This window comes from Hymenobacter convexus, assembly GCF_030580955.1.
Lineage (GTDB): Bacteria > Bacteroidota > Bacteroidia > Cytophagales > Hymenobacteraceae > Hymenobacter.
This window is the reverse complement of sequence record NZ_JAUQON010000006.1, coordinates 253,120-274,625: the sequence shown is the minus strand read 5'-3', so window position 1 is coordinate 274,625 and position 21,506 is coordinate 253,120. Positions and strand designations below refer to the sequence as shown.

26 protein-coding genes are annotated in these 21,506 nt (G+C 61.1%); 13 read left to right on the top strand and 13 right to left on the bottom strand.

Annotated features, from left to right (window positions below; genetic code table 11):
* The first annotated feature begins 12 nt into the window (after positions 1–12).
* The 11 genes from Q4S41_RS14905 to Q4S41_RS14855 all read left to right on the top strand — a co-directional run bounded on the left by Q4S41_RS14905 (position 13) and on the right by Q4S41_RS14855 (position 10,031).
* The gene (locus Q4S41_RS14905; RefSeq protein WP_305031916.1) at positions 13–696 is read left to right on the top strand and encodes a hypothetical protein; all 684 of its coding nucleotides are present in this window, start codon (positions 13–15) and stop codon (positions 694–696) included.
* Positions 693–986, top strand: coding sequence for a winged helix-turn-helix domain-containing protein (locus Q4S41_RS14900; RefSeq protein ID WP_305011587.1), 294 nt, complete (start codon positions 693–695; stop codon positions 984–986). Before Q4S41_RS14905 ends, Q4S41_RS14900 begins: the two co-directional genes overlap by 4 nt.
* A gap of 159 nt (positions 987–1,145) precedes the next feature.
* A complete protein-coding gene (locus Q4S41_RS14895; RefSeq protein WP_305031915.1) occupies positions 1,146–2,600 on the top strand; it encodes a B12-binding domain-containing radical SAM protein in 1,455 nt (484 codons plus the stop codon).
* A gap of 49 nt (positions 2,601–2,649) precedes the next feature.
* Positions 2,650–3,033, top strand: coding sequence for a hypothetical protein (locus tag Q4S41_RS14890; protein ID WP_305031914.1), 384 nt, complete (start codon positions 2,650–2,652; stop codon positions 3,031–3,033).
* Positions 3,034–3,057: 24 nt separating this feature from the next.
* Positions 3,058–3,930 (top strand): ferritin-like domain-containing protein, encoded by an 873-nt coding sequence (locus Q4S41_RS14885; RefSeq protein WP_305031913.1) that lies wholly within the window; start codon positions 3,058–3,060, stop codon positions 3,928–3,930.
* Between the two features lie 123 nt (positions 3,931–4,053).
* Positions 4,054–5,685, top strand: a complete 1,632-nt coding sequence (locus Q4S41_RS14880) for a DUF4153 domain-containing protein (protein WP_305031912.1) — start codon at positions 4,054–4,056, stop codon at positions 5,683–5,685.
* Between the two features lie 27 nt (positions 5,686–5,712).
* Positions 5,713–5,934, top strand: a complete 222-nt coding sequence (locus tag Q4S41_RS14875) for a hypothetical protein (protein WP_305031911.1) — start codon at positions 5,713–5,715, stop codon at positions 5,932–5,934.
* Positions 5,935–5,979: 45 nt separating this feature from the next.
* On the top strand, positions 5,980–6,339 hold the full coding sequence (locus Q4S41_RS14870) for a hypothetical protein (RefSeq protein ID WP_305031910.1): 360 nt from the start codon (positions 5,980–5,982) through the stop codon (positions 6,337–6,339).
* Positions 6,340–6,617: 278 nt separating this feature from the next.
* Positions 6,618–7,010 (top strand): hypothetical protein, encoded by a 393-nt coding sequence (locus Q4S41_RS14865; protein ID WP_305031909.1) that lies wholly within the window; start codon positions 6,618–6,620, stop codon positions 7,008–7,010.
* 50 nt (positions 7,011–7,060) lie between these two features.
* Positions 7,061–7,519 carry a hypothetical protein gene (locus Q4S41_RS14860; protein WP_305031908.1) on the top strand — a complete coding sequence of 153 codons (459 nt, stop codon included), beginning with the start codon at positions 7,061–7,063 and terminating at the stop codon, positions 7,517–7,519.
* A 118-nt stretch (positions 7,520–7,637) separates the two neighbouring features.
* Positions 7,638–10,031, top strand: coding sequence for a penicillin-binding protein 1A (locus tag Q4S41_RS14855; RefSeq protein WP_305031907.1), 2,394 nt, complete (start codon positions 7,638–7,640; stop codon positions 10,029–10,031).
* Here Q4S41_RS14855 and Q4S41_RS14850 read toward each other — a convergent pair.
* The 5 genes from Q4S41_RS14850 to Q4S41_RS14830 all read right to left on the bottom strand — a co-directional run bounded on the left by Q4S41_RS14850 (position 10,028) and on the right by Q4S41_RS14830 (position 13,143).
* On the bottom strand, positions 10,028–10,753 hold the full coding sequence (locus Q4S41_RS14850) for a DUF2625 domain-containing protein (protein WP_305031906.1): 726 nt from the start codon (positions 10,751–10,753) through the stop codon (positions 10,028–10,030). The two genes, Q4S41_RS14855 and Q4S41_RS14850, sit on opposite strands and share 4 nt — an antisense overlap.
* Before the next feature lie 29 nt (positions 10,754–10,782).
* Positions 10,783–10,992: a RyR domain-containing protein gene (locus Q4S41_RS14845; RefSeq protein ID WP_305031905.1), complete on the bottom strand. Its 210-nt coding sequence runs from the start codon at positions 10,990–10,992 to the stop codon at positions 10,783–10,785.
* Positions 10,993–11,057: 65 nt separating this feature from the next.
* A complete protein-coding gene (locus Q4S41_RS14840) occupies positions 11,058–11,990 on the bottom strand; it encodes a TIGR01777 family oxidoreductase (RefSeq protein WP_305031904.1) in 933 nt (310 codons plus the stop codon).
* Positions 11,991–12,083: 93 nt separating this feature from the next.
* Positions 12,084–12,743 carry a GTP cyclohydrolase I FolE gene (gene folE / locus Q4S41_RS14835; RefSeq protein ID WP_305031903.1) on the bottom strand — a complete coding sequence of 220 codons (660 nt, stop codon included), beginning with the start codon at positions 12,741–12,743 and terminating at the stop codon, positions 12,084–12,086.
* Complete coding sequence (locus Q4S41_RS14830) at positions 12,736–13,143, bottom strand: 6-pyruvoyl trahydropterin synthase family protein (RefSeq protein ID WP_305031902.1); 408 nt, start codon at positions 13,141–13,143, stop codon at positions 12,736–12,738. The genes folE and Q4S41_RS14830 overlap by 8 nt, the downstream gene beginning before the upstream one ends.
* A gap of 267 nt (positions 13,144–13,410) precedes the next feature.
* Between Q4S41_RS14830 and Q4S41_RS14825 the strand changes: the two genes are divergently transcribed.
* Positions 13,411–14,118, top strand: coding sequence for a hypothetical protein (locus Q4S41_RS14825; RefSeq protein WP_305031901.1), 708 nt, complete (start codon positions 13,411–13,413; stop codon positions 14,116–14,118).
* Between the two features lie 161 nt (positions 14,119–14,279).
* Complete coding sequence (locus Q4S41_RS14820) at positions 14,280–14,687, top strand: hypothetical protein (protein WP_305031900.1); 408 nt, start codon at positions 14,280–14,282, stop codon at positions 14,685–14,687.
* 117 nt (positions 14,688–14,804) lie between these two features.
* On the opposite strand, the gene rplS is transcribed toward Q4S41_RS14820, so the two are convergent.
* The 8 genes from rplS to creD all read right to left on the bottom strand — a co-directional run bounded on the left by rplS (position 14,805) and on the right by creD (position 21,444).
* Positions 14,805–15,185 carry a 50S ribosomal protein L19 gene (rplS, locus tag Q4S41_RS14815; RefSeq protein WP_305031899.1) on the bottom strand — a complete coding sequence of 127 codons (381 nt, stop codon included), beginning with the start codon at positions 15,183–15,185 and terminating at the stop codon, positions 14,805–14,807.
* A 167-nt stretch (positions 15,186–15,352) separates the two neighbouring features.
* The gene (trmD, locus tag Q4S41_RS14810; protein WP_305031898.1) at positions 15,353–16,027 is read right to left on the bottom strand and encodes a tRNA (guanosine(37)-N1)-methyltransferase TrmD; all 675 of its coding nucleotides are present in this window, start codon (positions 16,025–16,027) and stop codon (positions 15,353–15,355) included.
* Between the two features lie 79 nt (positions 16,028–16,106).
* Positions 16,107–16,682: a ribosome maturation factor RimM gene (gene rimM, locus Q4S41_RS14805; RefSeq protein ID WP_305031897.1), complete on the bottom strand. Its 576-nt coding sequence runs from the start codon at positions 16,680–16,682 to the stop codon at positions 16,107–16,109.
* 93 nt (positions 16,683–16,775) lie between these two features.
* Positions 16,776–17,321 (bottom strand): 30S ribosomal protein S16, encoded by a 546-nt coding sequence (locus Q4S41_RS14800; RefSeq protein ID WP_305031896.1) that lies wholly within the window; start codon positions 17,319–17,321, stop codon positions 16,776–16,778.
* 128 nt (positions 17,322–17,449) lie between these two features.
* Positions 17,450–17,890, bottom strand: coding sequence for a DUF2846 domain-containing protein (locus Q4S41_RS14795; protein WP_305031895.1), 441 nt, complete (start codon positions 17,888–17,890; stop codon positions 17,450–17,452).
* A 225-nt stretch (positions 17,891–18,115) separates the two neighbouring features.
* A complete protein-coding gene (locus tag Q4S41_RS14790; RefSeq protein WP_305031894.1) occupies positions 18,116–18,904 on the bottom strand; it encodes an acyl-CoA desaturase in 789 nt (262 codons plus the stop codon).
* 171 nt (positions 18,905–19,075) lie between these two features.
* Positions 19,076–19,792 carry an RluA family pseudouridine synthase gene (locus Q4S41_RS14785; protein ID WP_305031893.1) on the bottom strand — a complete coding sequence of 239 codons (717 nt, stop codon included), beginning with the start codon at positions 19,790–19,792 and terminating at the stop codon, positions 19,076–19,078.
* Between the two features lie 152 nt (positions 19,793–19,944).
* Complete coding sequence (gene creD, locus Q4S41_RS14780; protein WP_305031892.1) at positions 19,945–21,444, bottom strand: cell envelope integrity protein CreD; 1,500 nt, start codon at positions 21,442–21,444, stop codon at positions 19,945–19,947.
* Between the last annotated feature and the right edge of the window lie 62 nt (positions 21,445–21,506).

Sequence of the window (21,506 nt, the reverse complement as noted above, 5' to 3'; positions counted from 1 at the left end):
ACTTCTATGGTTATGAAGCCTGCCAACCCCGACCCATTAGCCCAACTCACCGAAATCCGCGCCATCATGGAGCGCAGCTCGCGCTTTTTGTCGCTCTCCGGCCTGAGCGGGGTAGGGGCTGGCGTGGTGGCGCTGCTGGGCACGGCCTTCAGTATGCGGTTCTTGGAGAGTGCCTTTCAGGATGAATCCGTGGTGGGCGGTTATGCGCGCCTGCTGCACTCCTCGGCCGAAGCGCGGCAGCGGGAGTTGCCCGGCCTGCTGTTCCTCACGGGTGGTATGATTGCGCTGGCGGTGCTGGTGGCGTTTTACTTCACCCGGCGCCGCACCCACGACGGCGGCCAGAAGCTGTGGAGCGCCCCCGGCCGGCGGCTGGCCGTGGCCCTGGCGGTGCCGCTGGTGGCGGGCGGCCTATTCTGCCTGCGCCTGTACCTGGGCGCCGACGTGGCCATGGTGATGCCGGGCCTGCTGGTCTTCTACGGTCTTGCGTTGCTCAACGCCAGCAAGTACACGCTGGACGAAATCCGCTGGCTGGGCGTGACGCAAATCGGGCTGGGGCTGGTGTGCATGCTGCTGCCCGAGTACGGGCTGCTTTTCTTTGCGCTCGGTTTCGGCCTGGGCCATATCGGTTATGGCCTGGTGATGTATAACCGCTACGAGCGGCCGGGCGCGGCTGCCAAACCTGTCGTCTCTTCGTGAAGCACCTCATCCACACCCTCAACAAGGCTTTCGACCACCGCGTGCGGCTGGGCGTGATGGCTGTGCTGATGGCCAACGAATCCGTAAGCTTCAACGACCTCAAAGAAGCCCTCGACCTCACCGATGGCAACCTCGCCAGCCACGTGGCCGCCCTCGAAAAAGCCGAGTACGTGCTGGTCAGCAAGCAGTTTGTGGGCAAAAAACCCAACACCACCTACACCGCCACCGCCGCCGGCAAAGTGGCTTTCCAGCAGCACCTCGCCACGCTGGAAAAGCTGCTGCGGGGGTAGGCCGTCTGTCATCCTGAGCGGAGCGAAGGACCTTATCAAGCCATAACTATGTCTGGTAATTCGGTCGTGAGAAGGTCCTTCGCTCCGCTCAGGATGACAGCCAGAATTAGTTAGCTCTCTTTTTTTGTCCATAAACTTTGAAATGCAAAGTTCTTTAAAATGAAAGTAAAACTCATTCTCCCCGCTCTTACCGAAGCCACCAGCCCGTACTGGCGGCCCATCAAGTACTCGCTGTTCCCGCCGCTGGGGCTGGCCACGCTGGCAGCCTACCTGCCGGGCGAGTGGGAAGCCGATATGCAGGACGAACACGTGGAAACGCTGCGCCTGGACGATGCGCCCGACCTTGTCATCATCCAGGTGTACATCACGAATGCCTACCGGGCCTACGCGCTGGCCGACCACTACCGCGCCCGCGGCGCCTACGTGTGCCTGGGCGGCCTGCACGTGACGAGCCTGCCCGAGGAAGCCGCGCCTCACGCCGACAGCATCTTTCTGGGGCCGGGCGAGGAGATATTCCCGGCGTTTCTGCGCGACTGGCAGGCGGGGCGGGCCCGGCCGCGCTACGTGTCGGGCGCGGGGCGCACACTGGTGGGCGTGCCGCCCATCCGGCGCGATTTGATTAAGCGGGAGCGCTACCTCGTGCCCAACTCCATTGTGGTGACGCGCGGCTGCCCGCACCACTGCGACTTCTGCTACAAAGACGCTTTTTTTGAGGGCGGCAAGGGCTTTTACACCCAGACCGTGGACGACGCACTGGCCGAAATCGACCGCCTGCCCGGCCGGCATCTGTACTTCCTCGACGACCATTTGCTGGGGCACACGCGTTTTGCGGCGGGGCTGTTTGAGGGCATGCGCGGCATGGGGCGGCTGTTTCAGGGAGCCGCCACGGTGGACAGTATTCTGCGCGACAACGGGCTGCTGGAAAAGGCGGCGCAGGCGGGATTGCGCAGCTTGTTCGTGGGCTTTGAAACGCTGAGCCCGGTGAACCTGAAAGCCAGCAACAAGCCTCAGAACCTGGGCCGCGACTACGCCGCCGCCATCCAGCGGCTGCACGATTTGGGCATCATGGTGAATGGCAGCTTCGTGTTCGGGCTCGACGACGACCGGCCCGATGTGTTCCGGCGCACCGTGGATTGGGCGGTGGGCCAGGGCATCACCACGGCCACCTTCCACATTGCCACACCCTACCCCGGCACGGCCCTTTTCCAGCGCATGGAGGCTGAGGGCCGCCTGCTGCACCGCCGCTGGAACGAGTACGACACCCGCACCGTGGTGTGCCAGCCGGGCCCGCACCTGACGGTCCGCCAACTCAAGGAGGGCTACGATGGCGCCTACCGCGACTTCTACTCCTGGGCCAACATCACCAAAGCCAGCCTGGTGCACGACACCCTGCGCCACCAGCTCAAGCACTTCGCCTATGCCGGCGGTTGGAAAAAATTCGAGCCCCTCTGGAATTTCATGATAAAGTCGCGCCACCTCGACTCGATGCGCCCGCTCTTGGAAGCCATTCTGAGCAAGGTGCGCGGCAAGGACGGGAAGGCTGGCCCGGGAGCGTTGACGCCGACGGCGAGTGATTCCGGGATGCTGTTGCCACTGCCGGTGCTGCAGCAGTGAGAGCATCGGCTGACTGAGGATTTGCAAGCTTTTTATAGACAGATTATTGATGCGTAACCCCTTCGAAGTACCCGTAACCTTGCCGCAATGGCTGGTCAGCAGCTTGTGCTGGGCGGCTAGTTGTGTAGTTGTTTTTAACCTGTTCAGCTGGGGTAGTATGTGGCTGTGGAAGAGTGATGATGGTATGTATTCAGTCTTTGCCGCAGCCGGGCTGGTCTGCATCCTAATGTGGAAACGCGCCATTAAAGTTGGGTGGCGCCTTTGGTCCGACAACAAGGCTGGACTATCCATCAACATCGTGGGAGGATTGTGGCTGCTGCTCCTCACGGCGGCGTTCGTTTTGTCTGTCCTCGGCATTGCCTTTGGAACCCTGATATGGATAGCGCTTTCCGGTGACTCGAGCGGAAGCAGCGTGGGGTGGGGGGATTTTTAAACAACAAACGCTCACTTCAATCACATGACTTTCACCGACGTCAAAACCTACTTCCAGGCCAACCGCGGCAGCGCCGCCGGGCTGCCCTGGCATGACGCCCAGCCGCTTACACCAGCCGAGCAGCGCGCCGTGCGTACCTCCCTCCAAACCTTCCAGCGCGGCGAAGGTACCGGCGGCGACCACCTGCTGGACCTGGCCCGGCAGTACGGTGTGCCCGACTACGCGGCGGCCATGCAGCTGTTCATCGAAGAAGAGGAGGGGCACGCCGCCATGCTGGGGCGGTTTATGGACCAGCAGCACATTCCGCAGCTGCAAACGCACTGGCTGCACGAGGTTTTCCGCACGCTGGGGCGGCCGCTGGGCCTGGAGCACATGGTGCGCGTGATTCTAACCGCCGAAGTAGTGGCCGCCGTCTACTACCGGGCGCTGCGCCAGGCCACGGGGTCGGCGCTGCTGCGGGGCATTTGCCGGCGCATTCTGCTCGATGAGGAAATGCACCTAGTGTATCACTGCGTGGCCATTCGGCAGTGGTCGTTTGGGCGCGGCCGGCTGGCTAAGTGGCTGTGGCGGCAGTTCTACCGCGGGCTGATGGCGGGCACGGCGTTGGTGGTGTACACGGCCAGCCGGCGCACATTCCAGGCCGGCGGCTACAGCGTTGGGCGCTTCGGCGCGGCCATTGCGGCCGAGTACGCACGCCTCGAACGCATGCAGCAAGCCGGCGGCACTCTGGCACTACGCCAGGAAAGCGAGTTGATGGATGTAATGAAACATGAGCCGGGCATCACCCAAGCAACAGTGCCCCCGCCAATTGAACGTCATGCTGAGCTTGTTGAAGCATCTCTGCCGCTTCGTCAGGCTCCCCTCTCCTTGGGGAGAGGGGCCGGGGGTGAGGCGTAACGTCAGAACGAAGCGGTAGAGATGCTTCGACAAGCTCAGCATGACGGTCTTGAGACCTTCGACCCATAGCCGCACGGCTAATTTTTTTGAAAATCTACTTTGAAATACAAAGCGTTTTAATTGATGGAAACTTCCCTTCAACCCGGGGCCCAATGGCCCGCTGCTGCCTCAGCGGCAACTTTTGCTACCACCACGCCTCACCCGCCGCTCACCAAGGCGCAGAAAGTGCTGCTGCCGCTGGGCATGGTGCTGTTCGACTGGCTGTTCTGGCAGGAGAAGGGCGGTGTAAACATGCTCGTTTTCACGCTTTTTGTAGTGGTGGCGCAACTGCTTTTGTTGCCACGCATGGCGGCGGTGCGCCGCTCGGGCTACTTCTGGCTGGCGGTGGCCGGCACACTGTTCAGCGGCGGCATGATGGCCGTGTACGGCTCGGGCGCAGCGGCGCTGGCCTGCTGGGCCTCGGTGCTGCTGCTGCTGGGCTACGTGAACCAGCCCCACCTGAAACTGGTGCTTTACGCGGTGCTAACGGCCACCAACAGCGTGGCGCAAGCCTGGCTGCGGGTGCTGCGCGGGCTGCGGGCACCGCGCCACGGTGGCGCGGGCGTGCGCCGAAGCTGGTTCTACGGCCGGCTGCTGGTGGTGCCGCTGGTCATTCTGGGTGCGTTTCACCTGCTCTTCGCGGTGGCTAATCCGGAGTATGAACGTATCAGCGGGCGGGCGCTGGCACTGCTGGGCAGCTGGCTGGCCCGGCTGATTCCGGATGTTTCGCTGGCGCATTTGCTGTTCGTGGGCGTGGGCTTCGTGCTGGTGGCCGGGGTGCTGGTGGCGGTGCCGGTCTACGTGTTTGCCGACCACGAATCACGCTTCGGCGAGTTTATCCGGCGGCAGCGCGATGGGGTGGCCTCTTTCGGCGTGCGCCGGCCCGACTTCCGCCTGAAAACCCGGCGGGCGCTGGACTTGCGCAAGGAATTCTACGCGGCGGCGGCGGTGTTCGGCCTCGTCAACCTGCTCTTGTTGGTGGTGAACGCCATCGACATCCGCTGGCTGTGGTTCGGCTTCGAGCCCGCGCCGGGCTTCAACCTGATGCAGTTTGTGCACGAGGGCACGTATGTGCTCATCTTCAGCATCTTGCTGGCCATGGGCATTGTGCTGTGGTTTTTCCGCCGCAACCTCAATTTTTACCAGCCCGGCCTGCCCTGGCTGCGCGGCGGGGCCACGGTGTGGGTGGTGCAGAATGCGGTGCTGGCCGTGTCGGTGGGTTTGCGCAACTACTACTACATTCTGCACTGCGGGGTGGCCTACAAGCGCATTGGGGTGTGTTTCTTCCTGCTGCTGGTGTTTTTCGGGCTGGGCACGGTGCTGCTCAAAATCTGGCAGCGCCGCTCGGCCTACAGCCTCGTGCGGCTCAATGCACTGGCCGTGTACACCGTTTTACTGCTGCTGGCCGCCGGCAACTGGGAAGTCTGGATGGCTGAATACAACCTGCAGGCCCGCTTCCGCAGCATCGACATCGGCTTTTTGCTTACCATGCCCGACCGGGTGCTGCCCACGCTGCAGGCCCGCCGCGCCGTGCTCAACCAAGTGCCCCAACTCACCGCCGACACCGAGTACGGCACCTACCAGGTCGTCGACGCCGCCGAAGCTCAGCGCCGCCTCGATGTTGCCCTGGCCAACGCCCGCGCCGCCTACGCTGCCCCCACCGACTGGCAAAGCTTCACCTACGCCAATTGGCAAACGGCCCAGGCGCTGAAATAACCATCCCAACTATCTCACCCTCTCCCCATGAATGCCCTTCCCCAGTTCGCCCTCACTTTTCTCGGTATCCTGTTTTGCATCGGCGACGTGGCCGCCCTGGGCGTGCTGCTCACCTGGCAGGAGCGGGGCGCCACGCCCGATGTGCGGTGGCAGCGCCTGGTGCGCGGCGTACTGCCGGCCACGGTGGTGCTGCTGGGCCTGCTGCTGCTGGCCTTCACGCAGCTCATGTTGCTGTGGTCGTCGAAGTAAGCCTTGGTACCAGCTCTGCTTTCCGCTTTCTCCATTTGCTTGTTTATGCTACATCACCATTTGCGGCACTATTTGCCCTACTGGCCGGAGGTGCCGCCCCGGCTGTGGCTCACGGGCGCGGGCATTGCGCTGGCCGGCCTGAATCTGCAGTTCGAGCAGGAAATCTGGCGCAACTCGCCGCAGGCCGTGTTCTGGACCTGGGTAGCCCTGACCTTTTTGCTGCTGGCGGGCGGGCTGCAAACCATCGGCGTGCTGCTGCGCTGGCCCATCAGCTACAGCGGGCCGCGTTGGCTGCGGTTTGCGCTGGGCTGCATTTCGCTGGCTCTGGGGCTGGGCGTGGCGCTGGTCACGCTGCTGCTGTCGTTTCTCAGCGGCCTGCGAGCGGCGTTTCTGAGCTACGGCTGAGGCCAGAGCGAAAAGCTGTGAGCAAACAGGAGACAGGTGGCCGCCTTTAATAGGAGCTTTGCTATAAAAAAATTGATTCTAAACAAGAAGACGGGCCGGTAATAGCGGCGAATTTGCATTGCCAATGCGCCGATTTACAGCTAGTCAGCACGCGCAATGGCGAAAGCGAGTTGACGGCTGAATAGTAACGAATCCAAGTTTCTTGTTTAGCTTGGCGGCCCGTTGGGCTTTCCACGTCTGAGAAAGGCCCGGCCCGGCTTCACGCTTGCCTTTGCTTCATGGCCCGTACGCTGCTTTTGGTTGTGTTATCCATCGCTCTGCTCCTTGAGGTGGCGCTGACGGGCGGCGCGTTCTTCGCACCGGCTTTCACCCTCACGCAGTTCGGTGTGAAATACGGCCCCGAAACCACTTTTCTGACATATATCGTGGGCTGGCTGCTGGGGTTTGTGTCGCTGGTGGCACTGGTGGCGCTGGTGCAGGTGTGGCAGCGCCAACGGGGCTACGCTACGTGGTGCTACGTGCTGGGACTGTGGTGGATTGGCATTGGCATCGGGATTTACTACGCCTTCGGCAAGCCCGACAACCTGCTGCTGGATTCCGTAAAAGGCCTGCTCATCGTGATTCTCACCTGGCGCTGCCAGGCCAGCCGCGTCATGCTGCGCCGCTACTAGCGGCGGTTGCCTATCTTGGCAGCGTATTGGCCTCTGTTTCTGCCCGCGCTATGCCCACGACGCACCTACACCCGCTGCCTTCCATCCCGAAAATTTCGCGCCTGGGCCGTGGCCTGGCCGCCGCGCAGGTATTGAAGGAAACGCTCAGCATTGTGTTTCTGGGCCTGCCGCTGGTGCAGGAAGAGCCGCTGGTGCTGCTGTCGGCGCTGCCGGGTCTCACGCTCTACCTGCTACACTGGCAGCTGGCGCTGGGCCGGGTAGGGCGGGTGTTTGCCGGCGTGGTGTGGGTGCTCACGCTGCTCGATGAGTTGTGGGGCCTGCTGCTGTTCAAGGAGTTGGAGGCGCCCACGCGGGGGCAGGTGCGCATGCTGCACTGGAGCTACTTCCTGGGGCTGGGCTTCATTCTGCTGGCGCTGGCTGAGCTGGGCTGGCGCTGGCAGCGCAACAAGGCCCGGGCCCGGCGCAACGTGCACCACCAAGCCATCCTGGCCGGCCGGCAGCGCCGCTAGCCGCCCCCCACCGTTTCGCTTCCGTATGGCTTGGTGCTGATTTTTGGGGCCATGAACCGGTATATTTGTTGTTCTTCGCGGCGGAGCTTCGGCTCCGCTTCCCACTCTGTTGCCTCGCATGGCCGATTCCCAACCGACAAGCTCTTCTGCCTCTTCAGCCCCCAAACCGAAACCGCGCCGCCGCCGCTGGCCTCTGCGGCTGGCCAGCTGGGCCTGGGTGCTGTTCGGGCTCGTCGTCATCCTGTTTCTGGTGTACCCGTTTCTGGTGAGCACCAATTTCATGTTTCTCTTCGGCAAGTCGCCCAGCCTGGCCGATTTGGAGAACCCCAAGGTGGAGCAGGCGTCGGAAATCTATACGTCTGATGGGGTGCTTATCGGCAAGTATTTCCGCGAAAACCGCTCGCCGGTGGCCCTTAACCAGATGTCGCCGCTGCTCATCAAGGCCCTGATTGCGACCGAGGACGTGCGCTTTTACGAGCACTCGGGCATCGACCTGCAGGCCGTGGTGGGCGGCGCGTTTTCGTCGTTGCGCGGCGAGAAGCGCGGCGGCTCCACCATCACCCAGCAACTCGCCAAAAACCTGTATAAAATCCGCCGCCAGCAGAGCCGCGGCGCCCTGGGCTACATTCCGGTGGTGAGCACCATCGTGGCCAAAACCAAGGAATGGCTCACGGCCGTGGACCTGGAGCAGCGCTACACCAAGGAGGAAATCCTGCGGATGTACCTCAATACCGTGGAGTACGGCTCCAGCGCCTTCGGCATCAAGGTGGCGGCCAAAACCTTCTTCCACACCTCGCCCGACAGCCTCAAGCCCGAGGAAGCCGCCATGCTGGTGGGTGTGCTCAACAACCCTACGGCCTACAACCCCAAGTTCCACCCGGCCGCCGCCCTGCGCCGCCGCAACGTGGTACTCGACCGCATGGGCCAGGCCGGCGTGCTGCCCGCCGCCCAAATCAAGGCCCTCAAGGCCACGCCCATCGTGCTCAACTACCACGTCGAGCCCCACATCGACGGGCCCGATACCTACTTCCGCAGCGCCATCAGCCAGTTTGTGGATGCTTGGTGCGACAGCACCGGCCACGACATGTACCGCGACGGCATGAAAATCTACCTGAGCATCGACTCCCGCATGCAGGCCCACGCCGAGGAAGCCCTGCACGAGCGCATGAAGGCCCTGCAACGCCAGTTCGACAACTTCTGGCGCAACCGCGGCTCCAACCCCTGGGTGGACGAGAAAGGCCAAGAAATCCCCGACTTCATCCTCACCCAGATGAAGCGCACCGAGAGCTACAAGAGTCTCGCCAACCGCTACCGCAACCAGCCCCAGCGCCTCGATTCGGCCCTGAACGCCAAGCGGCCGATGAAAGTCTTCACCTGGAAGCACGACGACAACGACACCACGCTGGTGATGTCGCCGCTCGATTCGCTGGCCTACTACAAGCACTTCCTGCAATCGGGCATGATGTGCATGGACCCCTTCACCGGCCAGATTAAGGCCTGGGTGGGCGGGCTCGACTTCCGCTTTTTCCAGTACGACCACGTGAAGCAGGGCAGGCGTCAGGCCGGCTCCACGTTCAAGCCCTTCGTGTACCTCACGGCCCTCGACAACGGCTACTCGCCCTGCGACCGCATTCGGGACCAGCGCGTGACCATCAACTACGTCGAAAACGGCCAGCCCATGGAGTGGAAGCCCGACAACGTGACCCGCGAATACACCGGCATCAACATGACCCTGCGCCACGCCATGGCCCGCTCCGTGAACTCGGTGACGGCCCAGCTGACCGAGAAAGTGGGCTGGGAAAACGTGGCCAAGTACGCCCACAAAGTCGGCATCACCTCGCCGCTGCTGCCGGTGCCCAGCATCGGCCTGGGCTCGGCCGGCGACGTGAGCGTGTACGAAATGGTGGACGCCTACAGCACCTTCCTCAACAACGGCTTCCGCTCCGACCCGCGCCTCGTCACCCGCATCGAGGACCGCAACGGCAACGTCATCCAGCAGTTCGACCCCGTGCAGCACCGCGCCATCCCGGCCGAAACCGCCTGGCTGATGACCTACATGCTGCGCGGCGGCATGGAAGAGCCCGGCGGCACCTCCCAGGCCCTCTGGGACTACGAACTGTGGAAAAACGACAACCAAATCGGCGGCAAAACCGGTACCACCAGCAACTATTCCGACGGCTGGTACATGGGCATGACCAAGGACCTGATGACCGGCGTGTGGGTGGGCGGCGAAGACCGCAGCATCCACTTCGTGGGCTCGCAGCAGGGCGAGGGCGGCCGCACGGCCCTGCCCATCTTCGGCAAGTTCATGGAGAAAATCTACCAGGACAAGGAGCTGGGCTACACGCCCGGCCACTTCCCCAAGCCCACCGTCAAAATCAACAAGAAGTACACCTGCGTGTCCGAATCGGAGCCGCGTCGCCGCGCCGTGGCCGTCGATACCATCGCCGCCGACAACCTGCTGGAGCAGATGAACAACGGCGGCGGCGTGCCGGATAGTTTGCGGCGCTAGTGAATCCCGAGTTGCTGGCGCATGTCGTTGCTGAACATCCAAAGCTCTTGGATGGGCACTGGTTTCCGCATAACCTTATTGATTTTCTTGCCTTCTGTGGTGAATAAAAAAGGGTAACAACTGATGCCTTGGTTGCCATTGAGACTGGCTACTTCCTGCTGCCAGCCTTTCCAACGCATCTTGCCATAAAACTTTTCCAAATCGCCGGAAAAGCAGAAAACCAAAAAATCAGAATAGCCTTTGTTTAGCGGCTCCCACTCCAGGTTTTCGGGTGCGAGGTAATAAATTTTGCCGAGCGTAGCTTGTCCAAAAGCGCCGCCATTGACCGCAAAAAAGCCTCCCAATGCATCATCGGCAATCAGCAGAAGCCCTTTCTGCTTGTCCTTGTTCCAACCCATCAGGTCTCGGTCGAGGCCCGGCGAACCAGAACCCAGGATGCGGAGCCAGCCATTATCCACGAGGATGCCGCCCGTTTCGTGAACCACCGCGCCCATTGGCGAACGGGTCGTTACCTGTGCTGCCAGTAAGGCGCTGTCGGCACGGGCCGCCGTTTTGGGCAATACTTGCACCTTGTTCTTCGCGGCTGCAATCCAGCCCTGCACCAACGGCCAGCCCGGGTCTTGGGTATTAATAAGCTCAGTCAGTGGACGGGTTTGCATCGATTGGGCACATGAGCAAACTGCTTTAAGCAGGAAAAGGGCAAGTAGAAAGACAATGCGCATAAGCGAAACTACTCTTCACCCTCGTCACCTCAGCTACTCAACGCTTCAATGGCCGCATACACCGTCCGCACGGTCATGCGGTCCAGCTCCTTGGCCGGCTCGCTGAGCTGGGCATAAGGCACCATCAGCTCCTCGCCGGTTTCGCTCTGGCGGGTGGTCACGCCCTGGTCCTGCTTGGTTTTCATCCAAGACTCGTGGACTTTCTCGGCTACTAACTCAAGGTCGGGTAATGCAGGCATGGGGAATTGCTAAGAGGGAAAGGAAACGCATCGTTAAACGTGTTTCCGGATGCATTGGCTGACTTTTACTCCCCTCCATACAGCGCCTCCAGCGCCCCGCGCAGCTCCGGATACTCAAACCGGAAGCCCCGCGCCAGCACCTTGGCCGCGCTCACGTTCTGCGAGGCCAGCACGATTTCGCTCATCTCGCCCATCGCCAGCTTCAGCCCGAAGGCCGGCACTTTGGGCAGAATCAGCGGCCGGTGCAGCACCTGCGCCAGCACCTCGGTGAAAGCCTGATTGGTGGCGGGGTAGGGAGCCACCGCGTTATAAGTGCCCTCCCAGGCCGGGTCTTCCAGCATGGCGATGAACAGGCGACAGATGTCATCCAAGTGAATCCAGGACATGTATTGCTTGCCGCTGCCCAGGGCCGCGCCCGCGCCCAGCTTCACCGGCTTGGCAATCTGGGGCAGGGCGCCGCCCTCCGTGCTCAGCACCACGCCAATGCGCGGAATCACCGTCCGGATGCCCAGCGCCGCAATGGGCGCCGCGGCCAGCTCCCACTGGTGCGACACATCGGCCAGAAAATCATTGGTAGGCAGGGCGGGAGGCGTTTCTTCCGTCACCACCTGCTCGCCGGCATCGCCATAAATGCCCACCGCCGAAGCCGAAATCACGGCCTGCACATGGTGGCCGGGCTTGGCCAGCTCGCGGGTCAGCAGCTTCAGCCCGCCCAGCCGGCTGGTCATAATCTCGCGCTTGCGCTCATCGGTCCACTTGCCGTCGCTCACGCTGGCGCCGGCCAGGCTCACAATGTAGTCGGCATAGGGCACGGCCGCCTCGTCGATGGTGCCCGCCTGCGGGTCCCAGCGGAAGCTGCGGAAGTGGTTGCTTTTGGCAGGTTCGCGGCTCAACAAAGCCACTTCGTAGCCGCTGTCAATCAGCATTTCGGCCAAGCGGGTGCCAATGAGCCCGGTGCCGCCAGTGATGAGGACTTTGCGAGAAGAAGTTTCGGTCATGGAAGTTATTTCAGACAAAAGTAAAACCGCTGCTCTGCACCAACATCGAACCGGGCCCACAGCCCCGCCCGCCAAACCTAAACCACACCTTCCTTACTTCCCAATCTGCCGCAGAAACTCGTTACGCAACGCTTCGTCAGTGGCAAAGCGGCCGCTGTATTCGCTGGTCAGAGTCGAACTGCTGGTATCGTTCACGCCGCGGCTCATCACGCAGAGGTGGTCGGCTTCGATGAGCACGGCCACGTCGTCGGTGCCCAGGCTTTGCTTCAGCTCCTCCGCAATCTGGCGCGTGAGGCGCTCCTGCACCTGTGGGCGGCGCGCGTAATACTGCACCACTCGGTTGAGCTTGCTCAGGCCCACCACGTGGCTGCCCGGCAGGTACGCCACGTGCGCTTTGCCGATGATGGGCACAAAATGGTGCTCACAGCACGAAAACAGCGTAATGTCGCGCTCCACCAGCAGCTGGTGGTAGTCGTAGCGGTTGTCGAACATGCGCACTTCCGGTCGGTTGGCCGGGTCAAGGCCCTTAAACCATTCCTTCACGTACATCTTGGCCACCCGGCGTGGGGTGCCGGCCAGGCTGTCGTCGGTCAGGTCGAGGCCCAGCTCCCGCATAATGGCCTCGAAATGGCCGCTGATGGCCGCAATTTTCTCCTCATCGCTGCGCGCGAATGCGTCGTCGCGGAGCGGGGTGCGCAGGCCCGTGGGCAGGTGCGAATCGGTTGCCGGGGCCGGCCCGGAAGGATTATCCATGGTATTCTACAAAGTTACGGTCCGTCTCGTAGAGGGTGACCGATAAGGCCAGGCCGGCGTCCAGATGTGGCCGCAGGCGCTGCCAAATGACCACGGCGATATTTTCGGCCGTGGGGTTCAGGGTACGGAATTCTTCCGTATCGAGGTTTAAGTTGCGGTGGTCGAAGCGGTTAAGCACCTCGTGCTTAATAAGGTCGCTCAGGCGCTTCAGGTCGTACACATAGCCCGTTTCGGGGTCGACCGGGCCGGTCAGGCGCACAGTCAGGTTGTAGTTGTGGCCGTGGTAGTTGGGGTTGTTGCACAGCCCGAAAACCCGCTGGTTTTGCTCGTCGCTCCACGCGGGGTTGTGCAGGCGGTGGGCGGCATTAAAGTGCTCGGTACGGCAAACGGTGATTTGCATAGGGCCTTACAACTCACACGCACCAGCCTTTGTTACGATTGGCAAGAACATCCGAAGCATTCAACGAATTGGCCTATTGTTAATTCGTATACTTAACGGATTATGAGTTGTACTAAAATAATAAAAACAGTATTATTCCTAAAAAAATCCTTGGGAAAAGAATTTGCATGAAAGAAAGGTCTTAAATTTGAAAAACCGGAAAAAGACACTGACGTCTTAACCCTTTGCACAGGCCATCTTTAAAGTTCTCATTAAGTTATTATTACCATGAAACGAAGCCTACTCATCTTACTTCTTGTATGCTTGGCTACACTGGGCGTTTATGCTCAGAAATCCCCTGTGGATGAGGCCGATATGTCAATCGGCAACGTGCCCCGCACGGGCCAGCGCGTGAGCATGCAGCTCGATAACAAGCGCGTGGAAGCGGCTTGGCTGAAGCAGCTGAACGACAAGTTTGGCAGCAAGGTAAAGAACACGAAAGGCGTGGTGACGATGGACGGCGTCATCATCGAAGAAATTGCACCTACCCCCATTCGGGTCATTTCAAAAGTAGATGCCACGCCCACCGGCACCACCGTGTGGTGGAGCATCGACTTGGGCAACGCCTACTTGGCTAAAGACAAAACGCCGGTGCAGTGGAAGTCGGCCGAAAAGTACCTCAAGGACTTCGCCCGCATGATGTACCGCGAAGACCTGGTGTCGCAGATTGCGGAAGCTGAGCGCGCCCTCGTTGCCTCGCAAAACAACCACATGGCGGTGATTACCAAGGCTGAAACCATCAAGAAAGACATCGAGAAGAACAAAGCGCGCAAAATTGAAATCCAGCAGATGCTGGCGGCCAACGCGGCCGAATTGCAGCAGTTCAACAACCTCATCGATGCCAACTTGAAAGAGCAGGAAGCCGCCCGCGGCGACATTGTGAGCATGCGCGTGGCCCTGGAAGCCGTGAAAGACCGCATGAACAAGATTGAGTAAACGCAACGCTGCTTTCGGGCCCAAACAAAAAGCCCCGCCAACTCCGGCGGGGCTTTTTGTTTGGGCCCTGGGGCCAACCCCCGGGGGCTTTGCTACGTTGGCAAGAACGGCGGCACGCCAAGCGCCGCCGTTGCCCACCGATTACCAACAACACCCCACCCATGGAAAAGAAAGATTCGCAGCACCAAGTGCACCTCGACGGCGCCATTCACCTGCTCACCGGCGACCTCGCCGCTACCACCGAAAAAGCCGGCCTCGACAACCAGCTGCAGCGCTGGATTGAAGACCTGAAGGAAGCCAACAACCCGGCCCTGCACCAGTTGGTGGTCGACCTGCAGGCCCTGAAGGCCCACTTCGGCAGCGGCACGCTCGACGTGAATGTCATTGCTCCGCTGCTGGCCCGCTTGGGCACCGGCACCACCCAGGCCGCCAATTTCGCCGAAAACGTGAATACGGCTACCCGCGTAACCAAACTGGGCGAAGTCCTCACGGCCGTGGCCCAGCAGCTGCAAGGCAGCTCGGTGGAAGTGGACGGCAGCCTGCCGCAGGACTTTTCGTCGCATAGCTAGGCATTTGGCAAAGCATCCGGAAGGTTATTGCTTGCCGGATGGTAAACCCAAAAAAGCCGGCCCCACGCGTGGGGCCGGCTTTTTGTTTTATAGGCAGCTGATGGGCTGCGGCGGAGCTTAGGCGGTAGCCTTGGCCACCACGTTCAAGCGACGCTCTTTGATACGAGCTTGTTTGCCCGACAGGCCGCGCAGGTAGAACAGACGGGCGCGACGCACTTTACCGCGACGCACTACCTCGATTTTCTCGATGTTAGGCGACAGCAGGGGGAAAATACGCTCAGTGCCGATTTGGTTCGAAATCTTGCGCACGGTGAAGGTTTCGCCGTTCGAGCTGGGGTTGCGACGCTGCAGCACCACGCCCTGGAACTGCTGAATGCGCTCCTTGGCACCCTCGCGGATTTTCACGTGCACGTTAATGGTGTCGCCGGCGGCAAAGTCGGGGAAGCTGGCGCGGCGCTCCTGCGATTCGGCCTGGATAAAGTCAAGTAGTACGCTCATGGCTGAGAAAATTGCGAAAGACGGCGCCGCCGTCGGGAATTAGTATTTTACGAAACGGAGCGCAAAGATAGCGCTTTCCGGTGATGATAGCAAGTCATTGCCAGAACAACCTTCAGCTTGTTCCTTGATTTGCTGTTAATTCGATTGGTCGCAAGCGGAAGCCTGCGCTACTGAAGTAAATCGGGGCGGCGCTGCTGGGTGCGGGCCAGGGCCTGCTCGTGCCGCCACTCCTCAATTTTGGGCGTGTTGCCCGATAACAGAATGTCGGGCACGGCTTGGCCGCGCCATTCGGCCGGGCGGGTGTATACGGGCGGCGCCAGCAGGTCGTCCTGAAAAGAATCGGACAGCGCCGACTCCTCATTGCCCAGCACGCCGGGCAGCAGCCGCACCACGGCATCGACCAGGATGGCCGCGCCCAGCTCACCGCCGCTCAGTACATAGTCGCCCACGCTGATTTCGTGGGTGATGTAGGTTTGACGGATGCGCTCATCGATGCCCTTGTAGTGGCCGCAGAGCATGATGATGTTCTGCATCAGCGACAGGCGATTGGCCAGCGGCTGGCGCAGCGTCTCGCCATCGGGCGTGAGGTAGATGATGGCGTCGTAGGGACGTTCGGCCTGCAGCGCGTCCATCCACGCGGCAATGGGCTCCACGCGCAGCACCATGCCCGCGCCGCCGCCAAACACAAAGTCGTCAATCTGGCCGTGCTTGTTGATGGCGTGCTCGCGCAGCTGGTGCACGTGGATTTCGGCCAGGCCCTTGTCCTGCGCCCGCTTCACGATGGAATGGGCAAAGGGGCTGACCAGCAGCTCCGGCAGGCAGGTGAGGATGTCGATTCTCATGCAAGTAGCGCGGACTTTGTAGTCCGCGAGTCGTTCAATTCATTTGGCGTTCAGGCACTCGCGAACTACAAAGTCCGCGCTACTCTGCCTCGTCGGCTTCGTCTTGCTGGCGGGTGCTGGGCTTGAGGTACACGTCGAGCAAGCCGTCGGGCAGGTTTACGTAGACCTGCTTTTTGGCGTGGTCGGCGTGGCTCACCAGCTCGTCTACTACCGGAATCAGCACTTCCTGGCCTTGGTAGCGCATGGCCAGCATGTCCTGTTGAGGCAACTCGTAGAAGTTCTCCACGGTGCCCAGTTCGCCCAGGTTTTCATCGACCACGGTGAAGCCGATAACGTCGTGGAAGTAGAACTGGTCGTCTTCCAGTTCGGGCAGGGCGGCCAGGGGCAGGTGTAATTGGGAGCCGCGTAATAGCTCGGCTTCCTCGATACGCTCGATGCCTTTCAGCTTGAGCAGCACTTTGTTGCCGGACTGGGGCTGCACCTTCTCTACTTTGTGCTCCACCAGCTTAGTAGGGGCGCCGGGCAGCGTGAGGTACACCGTCTTGAGCTTGAGGTAGTCGGCTACGTCGTCCACGTCGAAGTGGGCGGCAACGTGGCCGCGCAGGCCGTGCGTTTTGAGGATATAGCCGAGCTGATAGGTTTCGTCGAGGGTCATGGCGGGGAGAGGGGAAACGAAAAAGCGTTTGGGGGTTGCCAGCCGGTCCGGCTCACAACTCCCAAACGCTTTCGGTTTTCAGAAACCTAAAAACTACTCGGCAGCAGCTTCGGTAGCTTCTTCGGCCGGAGCCTCGGTAGCTTCTTCAGCGGCCGGAGCGGGGGCGTTAGCAGCCAGCAAAGCAGCAGCTTTCTGACGCTGCGCTTCGGCGCGGGCTTCTTTCACCTTGGTTTCGGCGTCGAAAGCAGCTTTCTTGGCGGTAGCCTTGGCATCAACGAGGCCGGTGCGCTTACCTTCAATCTTCGCATCTTTCTCTTCTTTCCAGGCGCTGAAGCGCTGGTCAGCCACTTCCTGGGTGATGGCACCCTTGTCGACACCCAGCTGCAGGTGACGACGGTAGAGCACGCCGCGGTAGCTAAGCATGGCCCGAACGGTGTCGGTGGGCTGCGCACCGGTCATCATCCAGTAGAACGCGCGGTCGGCGTCGTAGTTGATGGTGGCGGGGTTGGTTTGGGGGTTGTAGGTGCCGAGTTTCTCGATGAAACGGCCGTCGCGCGGGGCGCGAGCGTCAGCTACTACGATGTCGTAAGTCGCGGCCTTCTTGCGGCCACGGCGGGCGAGGCGGATTTTAACTGCCATAAACCGGTGGGGTTGTGCGACGCAACTCGTGCGTCTGGTGAGGGTTTCCCGAAATTGGGAGTGCAAAGGTAGCGTTTGTTCAGGGCATTAGCTAGCGTCGGTACAAAAAAGCCGCCCTGCGCACAAGGCTATTTGCTGTCGGCCTGCTGGCAGTTGTCGGGCGTGAGCTTGGCCATGTCGCGCTTGGCGGTGTTCTCGGTCACTTCCGAGAGCTCCATGCGGGCCCGGGTGATGCTGGTTTTGATGTCGCCGCGCACGTAGTATTTGTGCCCAGCCTCCACGGTCAGCTCCAGGCCGGTTTCTTTTTTGAAAACCTCCACGCCGCCGTTTTTGGCCATGATGTCGAGCTTGCCGGGCTTGGCTTTGTACTCAATGTAACGCTCGTTGCTGAGCTTACAGATTTTTTGGCCGTTGACGTACACGGCGTAGTTGGCGAGGGCGCCCATGAACTGGCCGCCACGGTAGATGCACACGGTGGCCATGTCGTCATCGGCGGCAGGGGCTGGGCGGAAGGCGGAAGAGAAGGCAGCCATCAGGATAACGGCCGGGAAGAGAACCAATTTTTTCATAAAAAAAAGAAGGGGAAAGAAGATGAAGTCGCAAATGAACGACAAATCTTCTTTCCCCCAACTCACTCTTTTTTAGCCGGTGGTGCTGAATCTTTTTAGCAACTCAGTCATGCCTACTTGTGCTTCATCTGTCATCCTGAGTGCAACGAAGGACCTTATCACGTTGGAACAAATTGTTCACTCGTAATAAGGTCCCTCGCTGCGCTCGGGATGACAAACGTGTTTTTACGCAGCTACGGCCTCGCGTTTGGTCCGAACCTGTTTGGAAATCGTGTTCAGGTTCATGTTTTTGCGCTTCACCTTGATGATGCCCACCTTGTCGAGACCCCAGATGGCGACGTAGGTCGGGTCGAATTCCCACCACTTCACGCCGAAGTTGACGCGCATGGGCAGCTTGTGGTGGTTGTTCTGGAACAGCTCGCCGAAGGCGAGAAAATCCAGGGCCAGCGTGTTCATCGACTTATCGTTGTTGTCGAAATTCTGGTAGCCGTATTTGTGGCCGCCCCAGTTCACGATGGCGCCGTGGATGGGGCCCATCAGGAAGTGGATGGGCAGCAGCAGGTACTGCCACCAGGCCGTGGCAAAGTTGATGTAAAACAGCACGTAGGCCGTGCCCCAGCCCAGACGCGAATATGCCGTGCCGCCAAACTTATCGAGCCAGTTCCACTCCGGAATGTCGCCCTCGAAGCGCTTGGCGCCCTCGTGGTTGTGGTTCACCACGTCGTTGTAAATCACCTTGGTTTTCCACATCATATCGAACGCATTGTTCGAGAAGTGGGGCGAGTGCGGGTCCAGCTCAGTGTCGGAGTAGGCGTGGTGCATGCGGTGCAGCAGCGCGTAGGCCCGGGGCGAGAGGAAGCTGCTGCCTTGGCAGAGGTAGGTGAAGAGGAAGAAGAACTTCTCCCAAAACTTGTTCATTGTAAACATTTTATGCGCCGCATAACGGTGCAGGTAAAACGTCTGCGTGAACAGCGAGAGGTAGTAATGGGCAATGAAGAAAACGAGAATCGCCATAAAGGTTGCTAAAGCTGAACTGACCGCACAAGCAAAACGCCGACGCTTAGGTTCAGTGGTATGAACGCAAAATTACGGCCTATGCGAAGGCAGCTGGATTTTCAGTCCCGGAAGGCCAAAATCTTGCACCTTTGGCCGCAGGGTAGAAGCTGCGCTCAGGATGACGAATGCCTACGCTTCCTGATAAAACGCGCGGGCCGCGTCCCAGTGCGGGGCATCGGGTAGGGGCGCGGTGAAGGTCAGGGCTTCTTTCGTGACGGGGTGCTGCAGCTGCAGCTGGCGGGCGTGCAGGGCAATGCTCACGTCGGGCAGTGGGGCGATGAAACCGTACTTCACATCGCCCACGATGGGCGTGTTCAGGCCGGTGGCCAACTGGGTCCGAATCTGGTGGGGGCGGCCCGTTACGGGATTTACCTGGAGCAGGTAGCGGTTGCCGGCCGGGCCTAGCAGCTCGTATTTGAGCTCGGAACGCAGGCCCTGGCCGTGGGCGGTGGGGTAGGCCTTGGTTACGTTGCGCACGGTGTCCTTCACCAGCCAATGGATGAGCGTGCCGCTTTCGGGGATGGGCGGCTTGCCGGTGAGGGCCCAGTAGGTTTTGTGAATCTTGTCGTCCCGAAACATCTCGTTCAGACGGCTCAGGGCCTTGCTGGTTTTGGCCAGAATGACGATGCCCGACACCGGCCGGTCGATGCGGTGGCACACGCCCACGAAGGCCTCGCCCGGCTTCTTGTACTTGAAACGGAGGTACTCGGCGGCTTTTTTGGAGAGGGGCTCGTCGCCGGTGGCGTCGCCCTGCACGAGGATGCCGGCGGGCTTGTTGATGACGAGGAGGTGGTTGTCTTCGAACAGAATTTCTCTGCCTTCAGACCAGAGGTTTGGTCGATTCACGCGGCGGGGGCGGGAGGTTGAGAGGGAGCAGGAGCGGGCCAGGGGCCCCTCGGGGGCTTCCGCACGTCATCAGACCACACTCACCGGGCGCTCCGCTCTTGCTTTTGCTGGCGCGAAGATACAACGCCGCGCGGAAGCGAAACCGGAGCGGCTCAAGCCACTGCCGACACGTCGCCGGGCAGCTCAGGCGCAGCCGGCAACTCGGGCGCGGGGTTATACCAGTTTACGTTGCGCGAGAGGAACATCACCGCGCCCAGCACCACTACTAGGCCCAGGCTGCCCACCAACAGGGCGTAATCCTGCAGCTGGAGCACTACGAAAATAAAGGCGTACACCAGCGTGAGCACGCCGGCCGTGACCAGCGTGAGGCGCCGCTGCCGGAAGCTGGCCGCCGCGTAACTCGTCACGAGGCCCACAATCACCAGCGCCGACAGGCCGTAGGCGGCATTGAAGGGCATTTGCTCGGCCAGGGCCAGCAGCAGCACGTAGAAAATAACCAACGCCAACCCCACCAGAATGTATTGAAACGGGTGGAACCGCCGCCGCGTGAGCACCTCCACAAAGAAGAAAATAAGGAAAGTGAGGGTGAGCGGCAGCAGGGCGTATTTGGCGGCGCGCATGGTTTTCTGGTATTCGTTCACGGGCACCAGCAGGCGCACGCCAAAGGTCGACTCGTCTACGGCGGGGCGGTCGGTGTCGGTGCGCCAGTGCTGGGGGAAGTTGCGGTTGAGGTGCAGTACCTGCCAGTCGGCCGTGAAATCCTTGCCGGTGAGGGTGCGGCGAGTGGGCAGGAAGGCCCCGATGAAGCTCGGGTCGGCCCACGGAGCGCTGAGGTGCAGGGTGGTTTGGCGGCCGAGGGGCGCCAGCAGCAGGCCGGTACTGCCGTTCAGGTCGAGGTCGAAGGAGAAGGTGTGGCGGCGGGTGAGGGCGGCCTCGTCGGGCATCGGAATGGCCACGTTCAGGCCATTGGTGGCCGAGCCGCTGTTGCGTTCATCGTCGTCGCCCTGGTACTTGGAGTAGCGCCGCCGCTCGTTCAGCACCGTGCTGAACTGCGTGGAAACGGTGGGCGCGCTGCCCGCGGGCAGCACCGCGGCGTTGGGCACGCCGGGCTCGAAGGGGTGGCTACGGCCGTCCCAATTCAGCGCCAGACCGTTGCGGATGCCTTTCATGTCGGAAATGCCCACGGCCACAAAGGCTTCGGACCAGCGCACATCGCCGGCCGGCACGCCCAGGTCGGCCAGCGGCGGCGCCTGAAACGCCCCCCGCACACGCAAGCCTGCCCGGTACACCACCGCCTCGTAGATGCCGCGGTGGCGGCGCTCGGGCGCCAGGGTTCCTGTCGTGGCCAGGGTATCGGGCAGCAGGCTGAGGTAGCGGGTTTCCTCCGTTATCACGCCCTTTTCGCTTTGCGAGCGCACCGTGTAGGGCAGCACCAGCACGGGGCCCAGCACCAACTGCGGCCCGCCCCACTGGCTGCTGATTTCGGCGGTGGCCGCGTCGCGGTTTTCGGCGCGCTCGGTTATCAGGCCTTCCACCATGTTTGAGGGGATGAGCAGCAGCACCAGCAGCACCGAAATGATGACGAGCTTGATGCTGATTGCCCAACTGCTGGAGGAATTCTGGCGGGTGGGGAAGGCGGCGAAAGGGCCCATGTTTTATTTAATCACGAAGTTCTTTGATTGGCAAAGCTAACGAAGTGAATGGAATAATTGAT